The 17,195-nt window shown below is 57.3% G+C and carries 11 protein-coding genes; 3 read left to right on the top strand and 8 right to left on the bottom strand.

The window, feature by feature from the left end; genetic code table 11:
• Positions 1-367 precede the first annotated feature (367 nt).
• The 5 genes from HY010_03990 to hrcA form a co-directional block, all read right to left on the bottom strand.
• A complete protein-coding gene (locus HY010_03990) occupies positions 368-3,340 on the bottom strand; it encodes an ATP-dependent helicase (GenBank protein ID MBI3474867.1) in 2,973 nt (990 codons plus the stop codon).
• A 152-nt stretch (positions 3,341-3,492) separates the two neighbouring features.
• Positions 3,493-4,227, bottom strand: coding sequence for a 16S rRNA (uracil(1498)-N(3))-methyltransferase (locus HY010_03985; GenBank protein MBI3474866.1), 735 nt, complete (start codon positions 4,225-4,227; stop codon positions 3,493-3,495).
• Positions 4,228-4,327: 100 nt separating this feature from the next.
• Positions 4,328-5,461: a molecular chaperone DnaJ gene (gene dnaJ / locus HY010_03980; GenBank protein MBI3474865.1), complete on the bottom strand. Its 1,134-nt coding sequence runs from the start codon at positions 5,459-5,461 to the stop codon at positions 4,328-4,330.
• 98 nt (positions 5,462-5,559) lie between these two features.
• Positions 5,560-6,132 (bottom strand): nucleotide exchange factor GrpE, encoded by a 573-nt coding sequence (grpE, locus tag HY010_03975; GenBank protein ID MBI3474864.1) that lies wholly within the window; start codon positions 6,130-6,132, stop codon positions 5,560-5,562.
• A 9-nt stretch (positions 6,133-6,141) separates the two neighbouring features.
• Positions 6,142-7,179 (bottom strand): heat-inducible transcription repressor HrcA, encoded by a 1,038-nt coding sequence (gene hrcA, locus HY010_03970; protein ID MBI3474863.1) that lies wholly within the window; start codon positions 7,177-7,179, stop codon positions 6,142-6,144.
• A gap of 632 nt (positions 7,180-7,811) precedes the next feature.
• On the opposite strand from hrcA, the gene HY010_03965 reads away from it, so the two are divergent.
• Positions 7,812-8,750, top strand: a complete 939-nt coding sequence (locus tag HY010_03965; GenBank protein ID MBI3474862.1) for a hypothetical protein — start codon at positions 7,812-7,814, stop codon at positions 8,748-8,750.
• Positions 8,751-8,841: 91 nt separating this feature from the next.
• Here HY010_03965 and HY010_03960 read toward each other — a convergent pair whose 3' ends face one another.
• Positions 8,842-11,526 carry an SBBP repeat-containing protein gene (locus HY010_03960; protein MBI3474861.1) on the bottom strand — a complete coding sequence of 895 codons (2,685 nt, stop codon included), beginning with the start codon at positions 11,524-11,526 and terminating at the stop codon, positions 8,842-8,844.
• Positions 11,527-11,889: 363 nt separating this feature from the next.
• On the opposite strand from HY010_03960, the gene HY010_03955 reads away from it, so the two are divergent.
• Positions 11,890-13,026 carry an FAD-dependent oxidoreductase gene (locus tag HY010_03955; GenBank protein ID MBI3474860.1) on the top strand — a complete coding sequence of 379 codons (1,137 nt, stop codon included), beginning with the start codon at positions 11,890-11,892 and terminating at the stop codon, positions 13,024-13,026.
• A 33-nt stretch (positions 13,027-13,059) separates the two neighbouring features.
• On the opposite strand, the gene HY010_03950 is transcribed toward HY010_03955, so the two are convergent.
• Both HY010_03950 and HY010_03945 read right to left on the bottom strand, forming a co-directional pair.
• A complete protein-coding gene (locus HY010_03950; protein MBI3474859.1) occupies positions 13,060-14,268 on the bottom strand; it encodes an HDOD domain-containing protein in 1,209 nt (402 codons plus the stop codon).
• Complete coding sequence (locus HY010_03945; GenBank protein MBI3474858.1) at positions 14,265-15,716, bottom strand: PAS domain-containing protein; 1,452 nt, start codon at positions 15,714-15,716, stop codon at positions 14,265-14,267. The genes HY010_03950 and HY010_03945 overlap by 4 nt, the downstream gene beginning before the upstream one ends.
• A gap of 320 nt (positions 15,717-16,036) precedes the next feature.
• On the opposite strand from HY010_03945, the gene HY010_03940 reads away from it, so the two are divergent.
• Positions 16,037-17,194 carry a response regulator gene (locus tag HY010_03940; GenBank protein MBI3474857.1) on the top strand — a complete coding sequence of 386 codons (1,158 nt, stop codon included), beginning with the start codon at positions 16,037-16,039 and terminating at the stop codon, positions 17,192-17,194.
• Position 17,195: the final 1 nt, after the last annotated feature.

Raw genomic sequence — 17,195 nt, 5'->3', positions numbered from 1 at the left:
GAAAGAAGGCGCGAAGAACGAATGCGAAACGCATTGAGTGCGTCGAAGTGTTGTCGTGAAGTTCGATTTTTCCGCTCGCGGATGCGTGCGGTGACTTTGGTACAGCGTTGCGCGACGCTCGCGCACGCATTTTTCTCTTGACTTCACTGTGTGCTGACTCTATACAATCAAACAGTTGCGACAGAAGATCGTTGCAAGATTCCATGAAAAATGGAAAGGGAGAATAGAAAACCATGGCAACCAAAAAGAAAGCAAAGAAGAAAAGCAGCAAAAAGCACTAAGCACTTGCAATAAGGCAACGACGGGGACGCGATGAGCGTCCCCTAAGTTTTTTGTGGTGAATTCTGATTTGCAGGTCGGGATCGATTCAGTTCGCGCGAGCAGGTTTTTTCTGAGGGGCGAAAATCGCCTTTTCAGTTTCTGGGCATAAGTTCCGATACGGGCAAAAGACGCAGTGGTAGCCCGGTTTGGCGGTAAACCTTCCTTCCGCAATACTCGCCGCAACCTTCTCAACAACCAATTTTGCCTCCTCCAGTTGCGCTCCATTGCGGGTCGTCGTGATCGCCGAATTGTTTTCCAGATTGTAGAAAACCAGCTCGGCGACACGATGTCCCCAGACTTGTTCGGCAGCGAGCGCGTACAGGGAGAGCTGTAGACTCTCGTCGGCTTCTTCCTGCGACTTTGGCTTTCCGGTCTTGTAGTCGACGATCGCGACCTGGTCGGAACCGATCCGGTCGACCCGATCGACTCGTCCCCTTAATTTCGTCGCGCCTACCTGCAAATCGAAATTCTGTTCGGTCTGGAGGACATCAGGCTGGGGAGTGGTCCGCGACAGCTCGAGAAACTGTTCCAGCTGTTCAGTTCCCTGCTTGAGATACAGCTCGTATTGATAGCGGTCGGGAATGCCCGCGTCCGCAAGTCCCTGCCGCAGCTGCTCGCGAAGATCAGCGTCGCTGATCGCACGCCCCATGCGGCGGGCGTCGTAAAACGTGCGCAGAACATCGTGCATGACCTTGCCGTAGTGCAACGACGCTGGCACGTCGCGCGGCAGGTTCCACTCTCGCTCCAACTTGAAGCGAAGCGGGCATTCCTGATAGGTCGTGATGGCGGATGCGCTGAGTCCGGTCACGAAACTTGCAGAGGGCGGCATACGCAGCCACCCGGCAACGTTGGAATTCTCGATGGCAAACTTCTCTTCTTCTGCGAACAGGTCGTCCTGTACCGCGGCAGCGGTGCGGAGATGCCAAAACGGCTTGAAGGCCGGGTTCGGGATGAAATCGCGCAGGAACTTCGTCGGCATCGGATCTTTCTTGGCGCGTCCCTGATGGCTGTAGATCGCGAGTGTATCCTTCGCGCGGGTCATCGCGACGTAGAACAATCGCCGCTCTTCCTCTTCATTCAAGGCTTTGTCATCATCCTCGTTCCCGGAAGTCCGCAGCTCGGGCGGCAGGTCAACGAGAGGCTCTTTCCAGCCGCAAGGGAAGGAGGGCGAGTAGGCTCGGATGATCGCAACATGTCTAAACTCGAGACCCTTGGCGGTGTGCACGGTCAGGAGCCGGACAGCGTCAGCAGTCGTCGGCGGAAGCGCGATGGTGCCCTTGGCTTGCGTGAAGTAATCCAGATAGTCAAGAAATTCCGCGGGGCTACCCGTTTCGACAATCGGCTTTCTCTGCCAAGTCTCCACAAACTTGAGAAACGCAGACGCGGGCGCTGAGTCCGCCAATGCGAACTGGCGCACGACGATCCTCGCCGCATCGATGGCCTGCACTCCATCTTTCTTTACCTGTTGATGTGCTTTATCGACTACCTCGAGAACAGCTGGCCCGCGGACGAGATTGGCGAGCACCTTGCGGAAGTCGAGTTCTTCACGCCTTACTGCCTTCATCGCAGCACGCAATTGATGGGGGTCGATGGCAAACTGCGGCAGAGCAGCCACACGAAACAAACTCGTCGCATCGGCTGGGCTCACGGCAGCCGTCAGGCACGCAATGACGTCACGGACTTCCGGAGTATGCAAGACATCCAATGCCTCGATGGAAAACGGGATGCCCCGCTCGGCGAACTCCTTGACCAATTCTTCGCGATGGCTGTGCTGGCGGTAGAGGACGGCGAAGTCGCTCCATGTGCAGCGCGAGTCACCAGTCTTCTCTTTGCGCTTCTTCTGTATCTGGCGCGCCAGATCGGCTGCCTCAACTTCTTTGTCTCCCCAGGTGACGATTTCAACTGGCAGCGCGATGATCGGTGTACCTTGGGCGACGGCCTGCACCTCGCGTTCCGATGCGAGCGGCGACCGCTGATAGGAAATCCCGCTTCCCTTCTTCGAGAAGACCGGTGGGTTGTCATTCACAATGCCGAACGCGCACCGCAGGATCGGCGAGAGCGAGCGCCGGTTCTTCTCCAGAACGACGAACTTCGTACCTGGAAAGTGTCCGGCAAACAATGTAAATGCCGCGCTGGACGCTCCACGAAAGCGGTAGATCGCCTGGTCGGGATCGCCGACGGCGAATACGTTCGCTGTGGAGCCGGCAAGCAACGCAAGGATTTCGACCTGCGCGAAGTTGGCATCCTGAAATTCGTCGACCAGCAGAAATCGTGTGCGAACGCGTTCGGCTTCCAGCAAGGCCGGATCGTCCTTCAGAAGCTGATAAGCCCGCGTGATCATGTGGCCGAACGTGCCCAGGTTGTTTTCCGCGAGCAGGCGTTCGACGGTGGAGAAGACCCGCCCAATCTCGCGGCAGCGCTCGAGCACTTCTGCGGGATCAAGCTCATCCTGCTTCTTGGACTTGGCGACACGCTGCACGGCAACTTCACCGCGCTCGACACGATCGACGAAGGCAGCGTATTGGTCGGGGCCGACTAGTTCGTCCTGGCACCGGCGCATGAAATCGAGCAGAGCATCCAAAAACTGCGTCACGTTGGCTGCGCGAACGAAATGCTTCAGCCGAAAATCGCGGATGTGCCGGCGTAGATAGATCCACAAGTCCTTATCGTCGAGCACCCCAAATTGCGCGCCGCGGCGATGCAGGAGGTCATTGCACCACGCGTGAAAAGTGAGGACCTGCAGGCCAGTGGTATCCCTGCCTTCAAGTTCCGACTGCACGCGCTTCTTCATTTCGTCGGCGGCGTTGTCGGTATAGGTGAGTGCAAGAATCTCGTCCGGCCGGGCGTGACCTTCGCGGATCAGGTGGGCAATTCGTTGCGTGAGGACAGTCGTCTTTCCAGTGCCGGCACCGGCTAGCACCAGCATCGGGCCGTGGACATGCTCAATGGCTTCCCGCTGGCGTTCGTCGGGAAGAACTTTCCTCGCTGCTACAACTGACAGACTCACTTGCCGGAGCATATCAGAGCTTCTTGTGGAAAGGATGCCGCTCAGATGTGGGGACAGGTCTTTGACCTGTCCCGGCCCGCAGGGCCGTGGATCTTATTGCACTGAAGAACAACTGGCCGGGCCTCAACTCATACTGGACAGGTCAAAGACCTGTCCCCACATTTTCAGACTGGACCACTACTTCGGAAAGCATCAAGCGCGAGGGCAGTCGCGACGATCGCGGCAGTTTCGGCACGGAGGATAGTGTCGCCGAGCGAGGCGGCGATCCAGTGGTTGTCGTGGAACCATCGCAGTTCGTCAGGTGCCCAGCCGCCTTCGGGGCCGACGGCGAGGACTACTGGGGACGGGCGGGAATCTAAGGTATCGCGCAGACGCGTGTCGTTTTCTGACTCGGCGAGGACTATCTTGCGGGCTTCGGCCGGCGGGTCGCCGACGCTACAGAAATCTCTCAGCTTGATTGGAGCAGCAATTTCCGGCGGAGCGGTGCGACGTGACTGTTCCGAGGCCTGCAGAGCAAGGCGCTGCCAACGCTCTCTACGTTTCGCAGCCGCTGTTGCCAGGTGTGAATCGGTACGCTGCGCAATGATAGGGATGATCCGCGTGACGCCAAGCTCGGTACATTTCTCGATTGCCCACTCCATACGATCGAATTTGAAGATGGCCAGGGCCAGCGTTAAATCAGGCGCTGGCGGGATGGAGTGTTCTTCGCCGAGCAAAAAGTCGACGCGAGTGTCGGAGATAGAAGTTATGGTTCCGCGCCGGACTGAAATACCGGTGGCAATGTCGAATTCCTGTCCGACAGAGGCGCGCAACACACGCACAAGGTGAAGTGCGTGTTCGCCGACCAGAGCAGCAGTATTTCCGTGGACTTCATCGGCGATCCAGCGGCGGCGGGTCATTGGGAACAGTTCTCAGTTCTCAGCGGTCAGTTCTCAGCAAAAGCTCTCCGGCCGGTCGGTTCCGATACTGAGAACTGGGAACCGGGAACTGAGAACTGCCTCACGCGAACATATCTTTCATTCTCCCCAGCAATGACCGGTTCTGCGGCTTGTTTTCGACGGGAGAGAGTTGTCCCAACTCGCCTAGCAGTTCGCGTTGGCGTTTTGTGAGCTTGCCGGGCGTTTGCACGCGGACTTCGACGTAAAGGTCGCCCTTGCCATGACCGTTCAGAACGGGTACGCCGCGATTCCGGATGCGAAATGATGTTCCAGACTGGGTTCCTTCGGGAACCTTGAGTGTGTATTCGCCTTCCATGGTCGCGACGACGATCTCGGTGCCGAGCGCGGCTTGCGGAAACGAAATCGGCACAACGCAATGAAGATCGTTACCCTCGCGCTCAAAAAAAGCATGCTCTTTGACGTGGAGGACAACGTAGAGATCGCCGGCTGGTCCGCCGAATGCCCCGGCCTCACCATATCCGGAAAAGCGAATGCGTGTGCCGTCTTCGACTCCGGCGGGGACTTTTGCTTCCACCGTGCGCTCACGCACTTGTCGCCCTTCGCCCTTGCACTTCGGGCAGGGATCAGTGATCACGCTGCCGGCACCCTGGCAGGTTGGACACGTGCGCGAGATGCTGAAGAATCCCTGTTGATAGCGTACCTGCCCACGACCATTGCAGGAGCGGCACTGGACCGGCGCTTTGCCGGGTGCAGCGCCCGATCCGCGACATGTATCGCAGGGTTCATGCCGCCGTACCTTGACGTGCTTTTCAACGCCGAAGAAAGCTTCTTCAAATTCGAGATTCAGATCCTCGCGCAGATCGGCGCCACGTTGAGCGCGAGAGCGTCCACGCCCTCCGCCGCCACCGAACAAGTCGCCAAAGCCAAAGAATTCTCCGAAGATGTCGCCGAAGTCCTGGAAGATCGCAGGATCGAAACCGGCTGCGCCGCCCGACGCGCCACCCAGTCCGGCGTGTCCGAAGCGGTCGTACAACGAACGTTTTTCGGCGTCCGCCAGAATCGCGTAGGCTTCGGTCAACTCCTTGAATTTGTCTTCCGCTTCGGGATTGTTTGGATTGCGGTCCGGATGATACGTCATCGCCAGCTTGCGGTAAGCGCTCTTGATCTCAACGTCGGTAGACGTACGAGTGACGCCAAGGACCTCGTAGTAGTCGCGTTTGCTCTTGTTAGCCAGATTGCTCCTTCGTCGAAACAGTGGTTAGTGGGTAGTGATGAGTGGCTAGAAAAACGACCTCAGCGTGCGGAAGTTTACTAGTCACCAACCACTATTCACTAATCACTGTTCTTAGCCACTCGCACCATCGCTGGACGCAGCATGCGTCCTTTGTAATTGTAGCCACGCTGAAATTCGTCCAAAACCTGGTGGTCTTCCACGTCTTTTGTCTCTACCATTTCGACCGCTTCATGCACACGAGGATCGAACGGCTTTCCGACCGCCTCGATGGACTGCACTCCGAGTTTTTGCAGCGCGTCCTGAAATTGACGGTAAATCAGTTCCAAGCCGCCCCGCAGATCATCTGCATTCGAGCCGCTGGAAGGCGTTTTCAGCGCGCGCTCGAAGCTATCCAGCACCGGCAGGATGCTCTTGATGACGTCAGCAGCGGCGAATTCGCGGAAGTCCTGCTGCTCGCGCACGGCGCGCTTGCGGGCATTGTCAAATTCCGCCTGCAGTCGCGCCAGCCGATCGAGCAACGCGTCGCGTTCCGCTCGTACTTTATCGATTTCGGATGACGCCGAGCTATCTAACGGGGTTGGGTCAGGCCGCTCTTCTCCGCCCTCTGCGGGCGGCAACTCGTGTTCCACATCGAGATTCCTGGTATCGGTCTTTCCGTTTCCTTTACCCATACTTCCCAATTACTCCGATTCATTTAACAATTTGTCGAACAGCCTCGCGATATACGAAACGGCCGACATGGTGTGCTGATAGTCAAGGCGGGTCGGCCCAATCACAGCGAGCGATCCCATCACTTCCCCTCCGACTCGCGCCGGAGCGCCGATCAGCACAAAATTCTGCATGGACGGCATCGTGGCATCGAGCCCGATGACGACGCGCACTGCTTCCTGGCGCGTGTCGAGATACGCGCCCAGCAGCTTGACGACTTTTTCTTTTTCTTCCAGCGTTCGCAGCATGTCCTGCAGGCGTTGCCGGTCTTCCTCTCCGGTCACGAGGTTGGCGGCCCCTTCCACAAATACCGCTTCCGGCGCGTCGCTGGTGGTCAAAGCACCTTGCTGATAGAGCTGCGCAATCGATCCCATCAAGCGGTCATATTCGCTGCGTTCTTTGTCCAGACGCCGGGCAATCTCGGCGCGCATATCTTCCATGATCCAGCCGCGAAAGTTTTCATTGACGTAGTGAGCGGCCAGATCAAGTTCCGATTGCGGCAGATCGAGGCGCAGGACGCGATCCCGAACCACTCCCGACCTCGTCACCACGACGGCCAGAACTTTCTGATCCCCCAGCCGCGAAAAATAAACGTGCTCCAGAGCGTTACGCGGACCACTCGTAGCCACCGTGACTCCCACACTTCGCGAGATCAGCGAGAGCACATGCGACGTCCGCTCCATGAACTCCTGCACATCGGTGACGCCGGTGAGACTCTCCTGGATGATGCTTTCGTTTTCGTGCGACAGCCGCGTCTCGCCACTCAGTTGCTTGACGTAGTAGCGATACGCTTCCGGACTCGGAACGCGCCCGGCTGACGTGTGCGGCTGTTCCAGAAAACCTGCATCCGCCAGATCTGCCATCACGTTACGGATGGTGGCCGCGCTCAAACCTTCACGACTGGTACGCGCAAGTGTGCGCGAGCCTACCGGTTCTCCGGTGGCGATAAAAGTCTCGACGATGGCAGTCAGGATTTCGCGTTCCCGACCGCCGGCTGGTCCCGGTGGCATGTTGTTTCGAATCTGGAGCCGGAGGCTCTATCTAAATACTTTAGATGCAGAGGCTTAGAATGTGGATTCAGAGCCTCTTTTCGATTCTAGGGAGCGCCGGGAAGAACTGTCAAGGCGCGGCAGGGGGTTAGCAATACATAGGGAAAAGGTGATACAACCCCACCCGGGTTGGGTTTTGAGACTTGTGCCGGGACGCGCGCTCTAGCGAGTGGGGCGAGATGGGGTGAGAGCGATCGCACAGGCCGGCGAGCGAGGGATTCGCAGAGTAGTTGGTGTAATCGCCTGTTAACGTCAATCATCCTGACCGACGTAGACAAAACCATCTTCCTGCTGTGAAATGAACCACATGAAACGAGAGCTTTCCTGGTGGCGATTGCTGCTAGGCGTACTGCTCGTATATATGAACGTTAAGTTCCTGCTATTTCCTCAGACCCGCACGCTTCAACCTGCAAATGCAAGCGAAGCGACTGGAATGTTGACCGTGACATCGTGTTGATTGCAGTCGGAGTTTGGCTTCTCGGTACGTGCTAGCAGGACTCCGCGAGCGGCAGGGCGCAAATGAATGGGTCAGTAAGTGTAATCGCCTGTTAACAACAGTTATCATTGAGAGTCGGCTTAGTCCCCAACGCGCCATGCTTCGTTTCCTTGCCATTCTCGCCATGAGTCTCTCGGCGTGCGCCGCAGGCCAAGCAAAAAGCACCAACGATGAGATTCACCTCAGAGCGAGTGTGCAGGCCGTCGTCCCGCTCACGGATTTTTCAGGGCAGGTCACGCTCGTTGATGTTGACCCGAGATTTGCGTTGACCGTGCATATCGAATCAGCCGTTCCCGCCGTCGCGAATTTTTCTGCGGGTGCTGTCGTTGTGTTGGCCATCCACAGCCCGTCGCGGCTTTTTGCAGGGGAGTCTCCGAATGGCAAGACTTACGACTTTGCGCTGCACCGAACGATGGAAGGTGGGAAGGCGAGATTTGTCGGACTCACCCGCAAGGTGGTGGGGCAGGATGTTCGCAGGGCTCCCGCAGTCGATGTTTCCGCGCCGAACCGTGTTCTAGAACAGAGCGCAAGCGATGTGTGTAGCGTAGACTTCCGAAACATTCGCATGTTTGGCGAAAACGCGGACTGGAGCGCAGACCTAAAAAATGGGAAATATGAGCGGAAGTCCGACTCAGGCTATGAGTCGGCCAGACTCGACCATGTTTTCTGTTTTGACTACACGAACGGTGGTGGGCACCATACCTTAGTGATGACAGACTGGACCGACTGCGGCGGCAGTTGCATGAGGACAGGAGTCGTGCAGTTGTTCGTAATTCGGGCGGCCCATCCAGTGATAACGCAGCAGTTTGTCTATGATTCACACGCGACAGGTACAGGCGCAACGTTCGACGAGAAATCCCTCACTTTGACCATCACCGGACGCAGTGACGATGGCAGCCCGAACTGTTGTGCGAAGAATTTCGACGTGGTGACGTATCAATGGCAAGAGGGCCAGTTCGTACAGTGGAGCTACAAACGTGTCCCGGCAGCACCGGCACAGGGCGTGGTGGGTGATCCCAAGCCGCACATTCCGTGATAACTGGTGAAAAATCGCCATTACACCAACAACAGAACCTAGGAACGACTTGATGGAGCTCGCACTATTCCGGCCAGTTGCGCCAGCGCGACTAGGTCCCCGTTCCCAACAATGTAACTTTCTGCGGACTGGCGCCACCGTCGTCGGAGATTTGAAGCGATCCCCTCCGCGCGCCTTGGGCGGACGGTGTGAAGTTCACCGTGATTGTGCAACTGGCATGGGCTCCAATTCCCGTTCCACAAGTATTGGTTTGTGAGAAGTCTGCCGCGTTTTTTGCTTTGATCACAATCTTCGAAAAATGCAGCGGCGTGCCGTCCAGGTTCGTGAGTGTGAACGTTTGCGACGCACTCTTGGTCCCTACGGGCTGGTTCCCGAAATTCAATTTCTTCGCTGAAAGCGAGACGGCCACACCGGTTCCGCTCAATGACACCGTTTGTGGACTGCCCGCGTCCGAATCACTGATTCCGAGAAGTGCCGTTCGGCTCCCTCTTGTTGAAGGAATGAACGCGACCGAAATCGTACAACTCGCGCCCGCGGCGAGTGAAGAGCCGCAAGTGTTGGTCTGGGTGAAGTCACCCGGGTTCGAACCGCCGAAATAGATTTGATTGATGGTGATAGTGTGCGTCCCGGTATTGGTCAAGGTGGTCTTTTGAGAAACGCTGGTTTGACCAATGAGTTGTAAGGGAAAAGACAAGGTCGCGGGCGAGACGTTGGCAAAGGTTTCAGCGACCTTGGCGACAAACGCATTCGCGTACCCTCCACCTTTGAACTCCTTCTGAAATGCGAATGGAGTCGTAGGGAAGTTGTTCGAGCATGTCCACCCGACCATGTAGACGCTATCCGTCGAGTTAACGGCTACGCCAGAACCTACGTTGCTGTTGCAGTTTCCCCCCAGGTTGGTTGTGTAAACGACTGCGCTGCCGTCTGCTTTCATTTTGGTAACAAATGCGGTGTCGCCGCTGGGAGCTCCGTTGGCGCCGGTAACGTAGGCATCCCCCAAGGAATCCCTGGTAATGCCAAAACCTAGCTCATCGTCGTTCTCCCCAAGGTAAGTAGAGAAAACGAATCCGGTGCCGCCCACATTGATCCTGCTGACAAACGCATTTCTGTTGCTGCTGCCCAGGCTGGGTTGAATGGGATGGAACGTAGGGAAATTGGTTGACTGCGTGACTCCAGTGACATATGCATTGCCGGCCGAATCGGCGGCAATTCCAAAACCCTGGTCCCAGTTGCTTCCACCCAGGTAGGTAGAGTAAACAAGCGCAGCGCCGGCCGAATTGATTTCGGTCACAAACGCATCAATCACACCGCCGAACGTGGGCTGGATTGCATTGTTGACCGGAAAGTCAGCGGAGAGAGTACTCCCCGCAATGTAGGCATCCCCTGCCGAGTCGACTGCAATGCCTGCGCCGTATTCGTCATCACTGCCACCCAGAAAGGTGGAATAGACGAACGCGCTACCGGCCGCATTGATCTTCGTTACGAACGCGTCCCGCGCCCCTCCGCCAAAGGCAGGCTGGATGGAATTCTTCACAGGAAAGCGCTTTGATCCCGTGGTCCCAGCCACGTATGCATTTCCTGCCGAGTCCACGGCGATGCCTTGACCGTCATCTTCGCCGGCGGCGCCCAGATAAGTGGAATAGACAAGCGCATTGCCGTCAGCATTGATCTTGGTCACGAACGCATCCGTGTCCCCGCCACCATACCTGCGCTGGATCGGATTGACGGTCGGAAAGTCGCTTGAAAGAGTTGCGCCGGTGACGTACACATTGCCAGCCGAGTCGGTTGCGATGGCTTGTCCCTCTTCGCCGCCCGTGCTCCCGCCCAGAAATGTTGAGTAGACGAGTGCGCTGCCATCGGCGTTGAACTTCGTCACAAACGCATCGCCATTCCCGGCGTTGGTGGGCTGGATGGCATTCGCAGTGGGGAAATCGGTTGAGTTGGTTTGCCCGGTGACATAGGCGTTGCCGGCAGAATCCACGGCAATCGCGACACCAATGTCCCCGCCGGTCCCACTTCCACCCAGGTAGGTCGAATACGCCAGCACCGGATCAATGACTAGCGCTCTGCGTCGATCGTACGAACCGAGACGAAATCCTACTTCGTTGTTTCCCTTGATAACATACTGGCCGCGCACGATGTGGCGGACTCCATTCGCTTCCTGGTAGATATGCGGAGCACGGAGATAAAGGTCTCCGCCAGTGCTGCTCATGACAAGATCGCCGTGGTCGAGGTGGAGTTTGGCCGCGCCTTCAACCCCCAGTCGTATCGAGTTCGGGTTCGCTCCCGGTTGCAGCACAAAGTCGTATTCCAGTTCGCGCTGATGGCCGTAGTAAACCAGATCCACGCGCGGATATACATTTTCGTAACGCACTTTGCCGAACTGGGGCACGTTCGTCCGCCACTTGGTTGGGTCACTCCCTACAAAATAATTGCTCTTGCCGGGTAGTGGGCTTTCACCAACCAATTCGGTTTGTGCATTGGCGCCTAAGAGTTGGGTGCGAATCACGACCACATCATTCTTGGGGTTGGAGTTCCCTTCTGTTGCCCGCCCGCGCAAAGACAGCACCGCTTCGCTGGGCGTCAGGAACAGGCTGTAGCCTTCCCCGCGAGAGAAGAATTTGGCCCGTGGATCGGTCTGCCCGTGGTTCGCTTCAAAGGTCAGGGGAAGCTTACCGTAGCTCTTGAGCATCCTGGCTGAATCCGCTTGATTTACCTGAGCGGCAAGGGTCAAGGCCGCACTTAGATAGATGAAGAGCGCAAACGTGGCTTTCAAGGCAGGGCCTCCTACAGATGGGAACCTGGAATGCGGTTCAAGCCAATACGGGGGATATGGCTGCGGGAGATTGTGCTTCCTGTTACGCGGGAAGTCAAATGAATGGAGCATGAATACGCTCTCGCTGTCTGCTTTCAATCATTCCTGCTAGGAGACATCCCCTCTTCTTATGTATCGTGGAGGCTCCCTATGGACGGGACCGAAACTCCGTTGCGAAAGAAGAGCGAGGCGGCTGCACGAATCTCCCGCCGGCGAGCCTGCAAACTCGGGTTGGCAGCGGCGGCGACAGCGTTAAGCGGGGACCGACTCCACGGGCTGTCCGCCCGATCTGACAATCGAAATCCCAACAGGACTCCTCAATCCATGAATAACAAACCTCACATTGCAGTGATCGGCGCGGGTGCATTTGGCGGATGGACCGCTCTCTATCTTCTTCGTGGCGGAGCGCGGATTACTCTCCTCGATGCCTGGGGTCCCGGAAACTCGCGGTCGTCCTCGGGCGGCGAGACGCGCGTGATGCGCGGAGCGTACGGACCGAATCAGCCTTATACCCAGATGGCGGCGCGGGCCATGGAGCTTTGGCATGACAACGAAGAGCGCTGGAAGCAGAAGTTCTTTCATCGCATCGGCGTGCTTTGGATGGTGGAAGGCGATGGCCAGTTCGAGCGCGGATCGCTCCCCGTATTGAAAGACGCGGGCGTTCCGTTCGAACAGCTGTCGTCCGGCGAACTGGCGAAACGCTGGAAGCAAATCAATTTCGAAAAGGTCGAGTGGGGAATCTGGGAGCCACAGAGTGGATACCTGCTGGCACGCGCCTCGACGCAGGCGGTGGTCGAGCACTTCGTCGCCGAGGGCGGCGAATATCGGCAGGCATCTGTCTTCGAACAAGGGCTGGAGAGTGGTGACTGGAAGGAACTAACTCTCTCGGACAGCTCGAGTTTGCGGGCGGATCGCTATATCTTTGCCTGCGGACCCTGGCTTGGGAAACTATTTCCGCAAACCGTAGGCCCTCATTTCCTGTCGAGCAAACAAGACGTATTTTTCTTTGGGACGCCTGCCGGCGACTATCGCTACGACGAAGGCACTCTCCCCGTGTGGGCCGATCACAGCGATCACTTCATGTATGGAATTCCCGGCAATCAGAACCGCGGATTCAAACTGGCCGACGATACGCGTGGAGCGGCATTTGATCCTACTTCGGGTCAACGCGTCGTCGATGCAGACCGACTCGCGAGCGCGCGCAACTACATTACGTATCGCTTTCCAGGAATGAAGGACGCGCCGCTGGTCGAGACTCGCGTTTGCCAGTACGAGAATACGACGGACCATGACTTCATTCTCGACCGCCATCCGGCTAAATCCGATGTGTGGATGGTTGGCGGGGGATCGGGACATGGATTCAAGCATGGCCCGGCGTTAGGAGAGAAAGTCGCCAGGCTGGTGTTAAAGGATGAAGTGGCAGAGCCAGAGTACCGACTCAGCAGGTTCGCCACCCGTTAGGGCTGTGCTGCAAACCGCAAATGGGCCTCGACCTCAACCTGCTGCGTTAGGACGACATTGAAGCGCAAGGCTGCGTAGCTCTTCATACTGGGGAAACACGCCCAAGGTCTGAAGACAATTTCGGGAGAATTCCGATAACTCGGCTCCTGTCGCATCGTTGGGGTGAGCGGTCAATTCATGCGCCAACAAGTCCGCAACATAGAGCGCTGCCGAGGCATCGAGCCCGGAGTGAGGAATGCGGGTCGGACGGTGATGGTGGGCGATGGCCTCCACGGCAAGATCCGGAATTCCCCACAACCCTAGCAGGTATGCGCCAACTTCCGCGTGCGAGGTTCCCAGTAGTTTCTCTTCCGCCTCCACAATGCCGTGTCCATCTCGAATGTCTTTCGCCTCCGAGGCGACAAATTCTGCCGGCATCTTACTGGCGAGCACAAGCCTGCCAATGTCATGCAGGAGTGCAGACAGGATGGTAACGTCCCGGATCTCGCGCGCGACCGGCAGAGTGGCCGCGATGGCCGCCGTCAATTGGGCATGTTGCTGGATGGACTCGACTACCGATGGCGGGATGCGTTTGTCCGGGACAAAGACGCGAAAGGTCTCCGAAGCGAGCGCCAGGTTCTTGATGGTTTGCATTCCCAGATGAACGGCGGCGCTCTGTAAAGTCGTGACCCGCTGTGCCAAACCGAAAAATGCCGAATTGACTAATTGCAACACCTTCGCAGCCATCGCGATGTCCTGTGCGAGAATCTGCGCCACCGCATTGATCGACGAATTCGGATCGTTCACCGCCCGTGTCAGGGATTGGTAGGTAATGGAAAGCGACGGTAGTTCTCCGATGGTTCCAATTACGTTGCGGATTTCGGGCGTGCACAGGACGTCCTGGAGTGTGCATACACGTTCAATCATGGAGCAGAGGTCGGCGGCAGTACAGGGCTTGGCAAGGAACCTGTGCGCGACGTGTCCTGCGCGCACCGCGAGTGACGCTTCTGAGTATCCGGAAAGGATAATTCTGGCGGTGGACGGATAACGGGCCTGGAAATGGCCAAGGAGCGTCGCTCCGTCCATTCCTGGCATCCGCATATCGGAAACGACGACGTCGAAGGGTTGCGCCTCGCAGGCGAGCAGCGCAGCTTCACCGCCCAGGGCAAACTCGGTTTGCCAGCGGTTCCGTTCCGCGTACATCATGCGGCGGAGCCCGTCGAGAACCTTGCTTTCATCATCTACAAATAAAATCCGCTTCATGCCGAACCCGCTTCTGCGGACAAGGTCTTGTCAGTGCGGGGAAGGCGAATGATGAAAGTCGTCCCTTTCCCGACTTCCGTCTCGAATTGGATAGTTCCCTGATGCTTGTCGACGATCACCGAACGAGCAATGGCGAGCCCCTGCCCGGTCCCCTTGCCGATTTCCTTGGTCGTGAAGAACGGATCGAAGATGCGCGGCCGGACCTTGTCGGGAATTCCCGCACCATTGTCCTGAATGCGGATTTCGACCCACTCTCCGGAATTTCGGGTTTGCACTTTGATATTCCCCTTTTCAGACGCGCCCGTCTTGATCGCCTCGGCAATGGCATGCGCGGCATTCACGATCAAGTTGAGGATCACCTGATTGAAGTCGCCGGGCAGGCACGAAACCATGGGCAACGTAGGATCGAAATCAGTCTCGATGTCCGCCACGTACTTCCATTCATTGCGGGCGACCGTAATCGTGCTTTGAATCGCATGGTTCAGATCGAGGTGAATCTTGTCCTTGGTCCCCGGATGAGAGAACTCTTTCATCGCGCTGACCAGAGCCGCTACTCGGCCCACTCCCTCGAGGCTCTGATCGATGGCTTTCGGGATTTCCTCCAGCAGGTACTGCGTGTCGGTGCCTTTCACGGCTGCTGACATCTGCTCGATCTGCTCGCGAGATTGGTTGCTGTTGGGGGCTGCCGAGAGCAGTTTTTGATAGGTCGCGACTAGCCCGCCCAGATCATGGAACGCATCCTTCAGGAAGCGTATGTTGTCTCCGATGTACTGGGTGGGAGTATTGATTTCGTGTGCGATGCCCGCTGCAAGTTGGCCGACCGATTCAAGTTTCTGCGCCTGACGAAGTTGTGCTTCGAGGTTGGTGCGGTCGGTCGTGTCCGAACCGATCACGAGGAGCTTGGTCATGTTCTGGTCAGTGACGTGAACGGGTGTGATGGTGAGCCCCAACAATCGGGACTCACCATTCAATTCAAATGGGGCCTGGTCGCAACGCCGGGCCTCGCTTCCAGAAAGCCACGCCCGAATTTCGTCGGGCATGTCGGGCCGTAGCCAATGGATGCCACAGTCGGTCAAAGATTTCCCCACCGTTGCTGTGTCGGACAAGCCGAACACACGGGCCGCCGATGAATTCCAGCGAGTGATCGCGGATTGACGATCAAGGCCAATCAGAATGGACGGAACTGCATTGATAAAAACCTCCGCCTCCTGGCACGCCATCCTCAGTGTTTCCCGCTCACCGCTCAGACGCGTCGTGACCACTCGCATTCTGCGCTTTGTGATCACCGCCGCGACGCCTGCGCCCAATAGACCTCCGAGCACTACGCAAACGGATGCTAGCCCCACGCCGCGCGAGCCCTGATCGACGACCCAGACCACTAAGGCAACGATCAGTCCGAAGGCTAGGCCTAAAGGAAGCACGGCCTGAACGAAGCCAGAGGCGCGCACATTGGGGAGGTCACCACTGTGTCGCCCTCTCCGTTTTCCGTTATCCGAGCCCCGCTGATCTCCGCCCGACAGGCATTCATTGACCACTGGTAGCGCCCCTTCACCCGATTTCAAGTCCCATGCCACGCCAGCGACATAAGCGAGGTGCAGGGATCATCGGCAAAGTGCGCCACTCCGATTACTGCACGTCCACTCCCCTGTTCCTGATCCGGGAATTGCACACAAATTCAATGGTTAAGCCAACAATGCCGATTGTTGTAAATGGAGACTTAAAGGAAAGTGCGCGATCACCCCCCAGAGCAAACGCACCGAGGAGCAACATGGCTGAAACGATACTTCTGGTCGACGATGACGCAAACCTGCTCGCTGGATTCCGCCGCATCTTAGGCCGCGAGTTCCCCTTGGACATTGCGAACAGCGGACAGGAAGCCCTCAAGATGGCGGGTGAGAAGGGGCCCTATGCGGTCGTAGTTTCCGACATGCGCATGCCGATCATGGATGGCATTCAGCTCTTGAGCAAGATCAGAGCGCAATGGCCGGATACGATCCGGATCATGCTCACCGGCAATTCCGACATGGGCACGGCGGTGGATGCCATCAATGAAGGCAGCATTTTCCGTTTCCTTACCAAGCCTTGTACCCACGACGTGATGGCAAAAACCTTGACGGCAGCGGTCGTGCAGTACCGGTTGGTTACGGCGGAGAAACAACTGCTGGAGCAGACCCTGAGCGGGAGCATTCAAGTACTCACCGATGTACTCAGTCTGATCAATCCCGCCGCCTTCAGCCGCGCCGAGCGCACCCGCCGCTACATCCACCACATCGTGAGAGCGATGAAGCTGGCAAACCCCTGGCAGTATGAGGTCGCCGCGATGTTGTCCCAGCTCGGATGCGTGACCCTGTCTCCGGAGACAATTGACGCCGTGTACCGCGGAGAAACACTCGCGGGAGACGAGCAGGCACAATACGACGCGCACCCCACCGTCGCCGCGGAGCTGCTTTCGAAGATTCCGCGCCTCGAACCAATCGCATGGATGATCGATCACCAGGACCGCCCTGTCCCCGACATTGCGGGCGCTGCTATGCCTGATATGCGATTGGGGGCGAAAATCCTGCGGCTGACTCTGGCTTATGAAAAACTCATTCACTCGGAAACGCCGAGAACAGAAGCAGCCCACACTCTCGCCCTGCAAAACCGGGACTTCAGCCCGGCGTTCTTTCAGGCCCTGGTCGAACTTGATCCCAATTCCGAAGAGAGTGGGCAGCGGAAATGCCGTATTCAGGAACTGTCTCCGGGCATGATCATCCAACAGGATGTGCGCACATTCCAGGGAACCCTATTGGTTTCGACAGGTCAGCAGGTTACAGCGCCGCTTCAATCCAAGCTCAAGAACTATCACAGCCGCCGCACGATCGCGGAAGACGTAATGGTCTCGGTGCCGACGACCATGCGTGCTGTGGGGACAGGAGCTTCCTAGC

It is taken from the genome of Acidobacteriota bacterium (assembly GCA_016196065.1).
Lineage (GTDB): Bacteria > Acidobacteriota > Terriglobia > Terriglobales > Acidobacteriaceae > Acidiflorens.
This window is presented reverse-complemented; position numbering and strand designations above follow the sequence as displayed.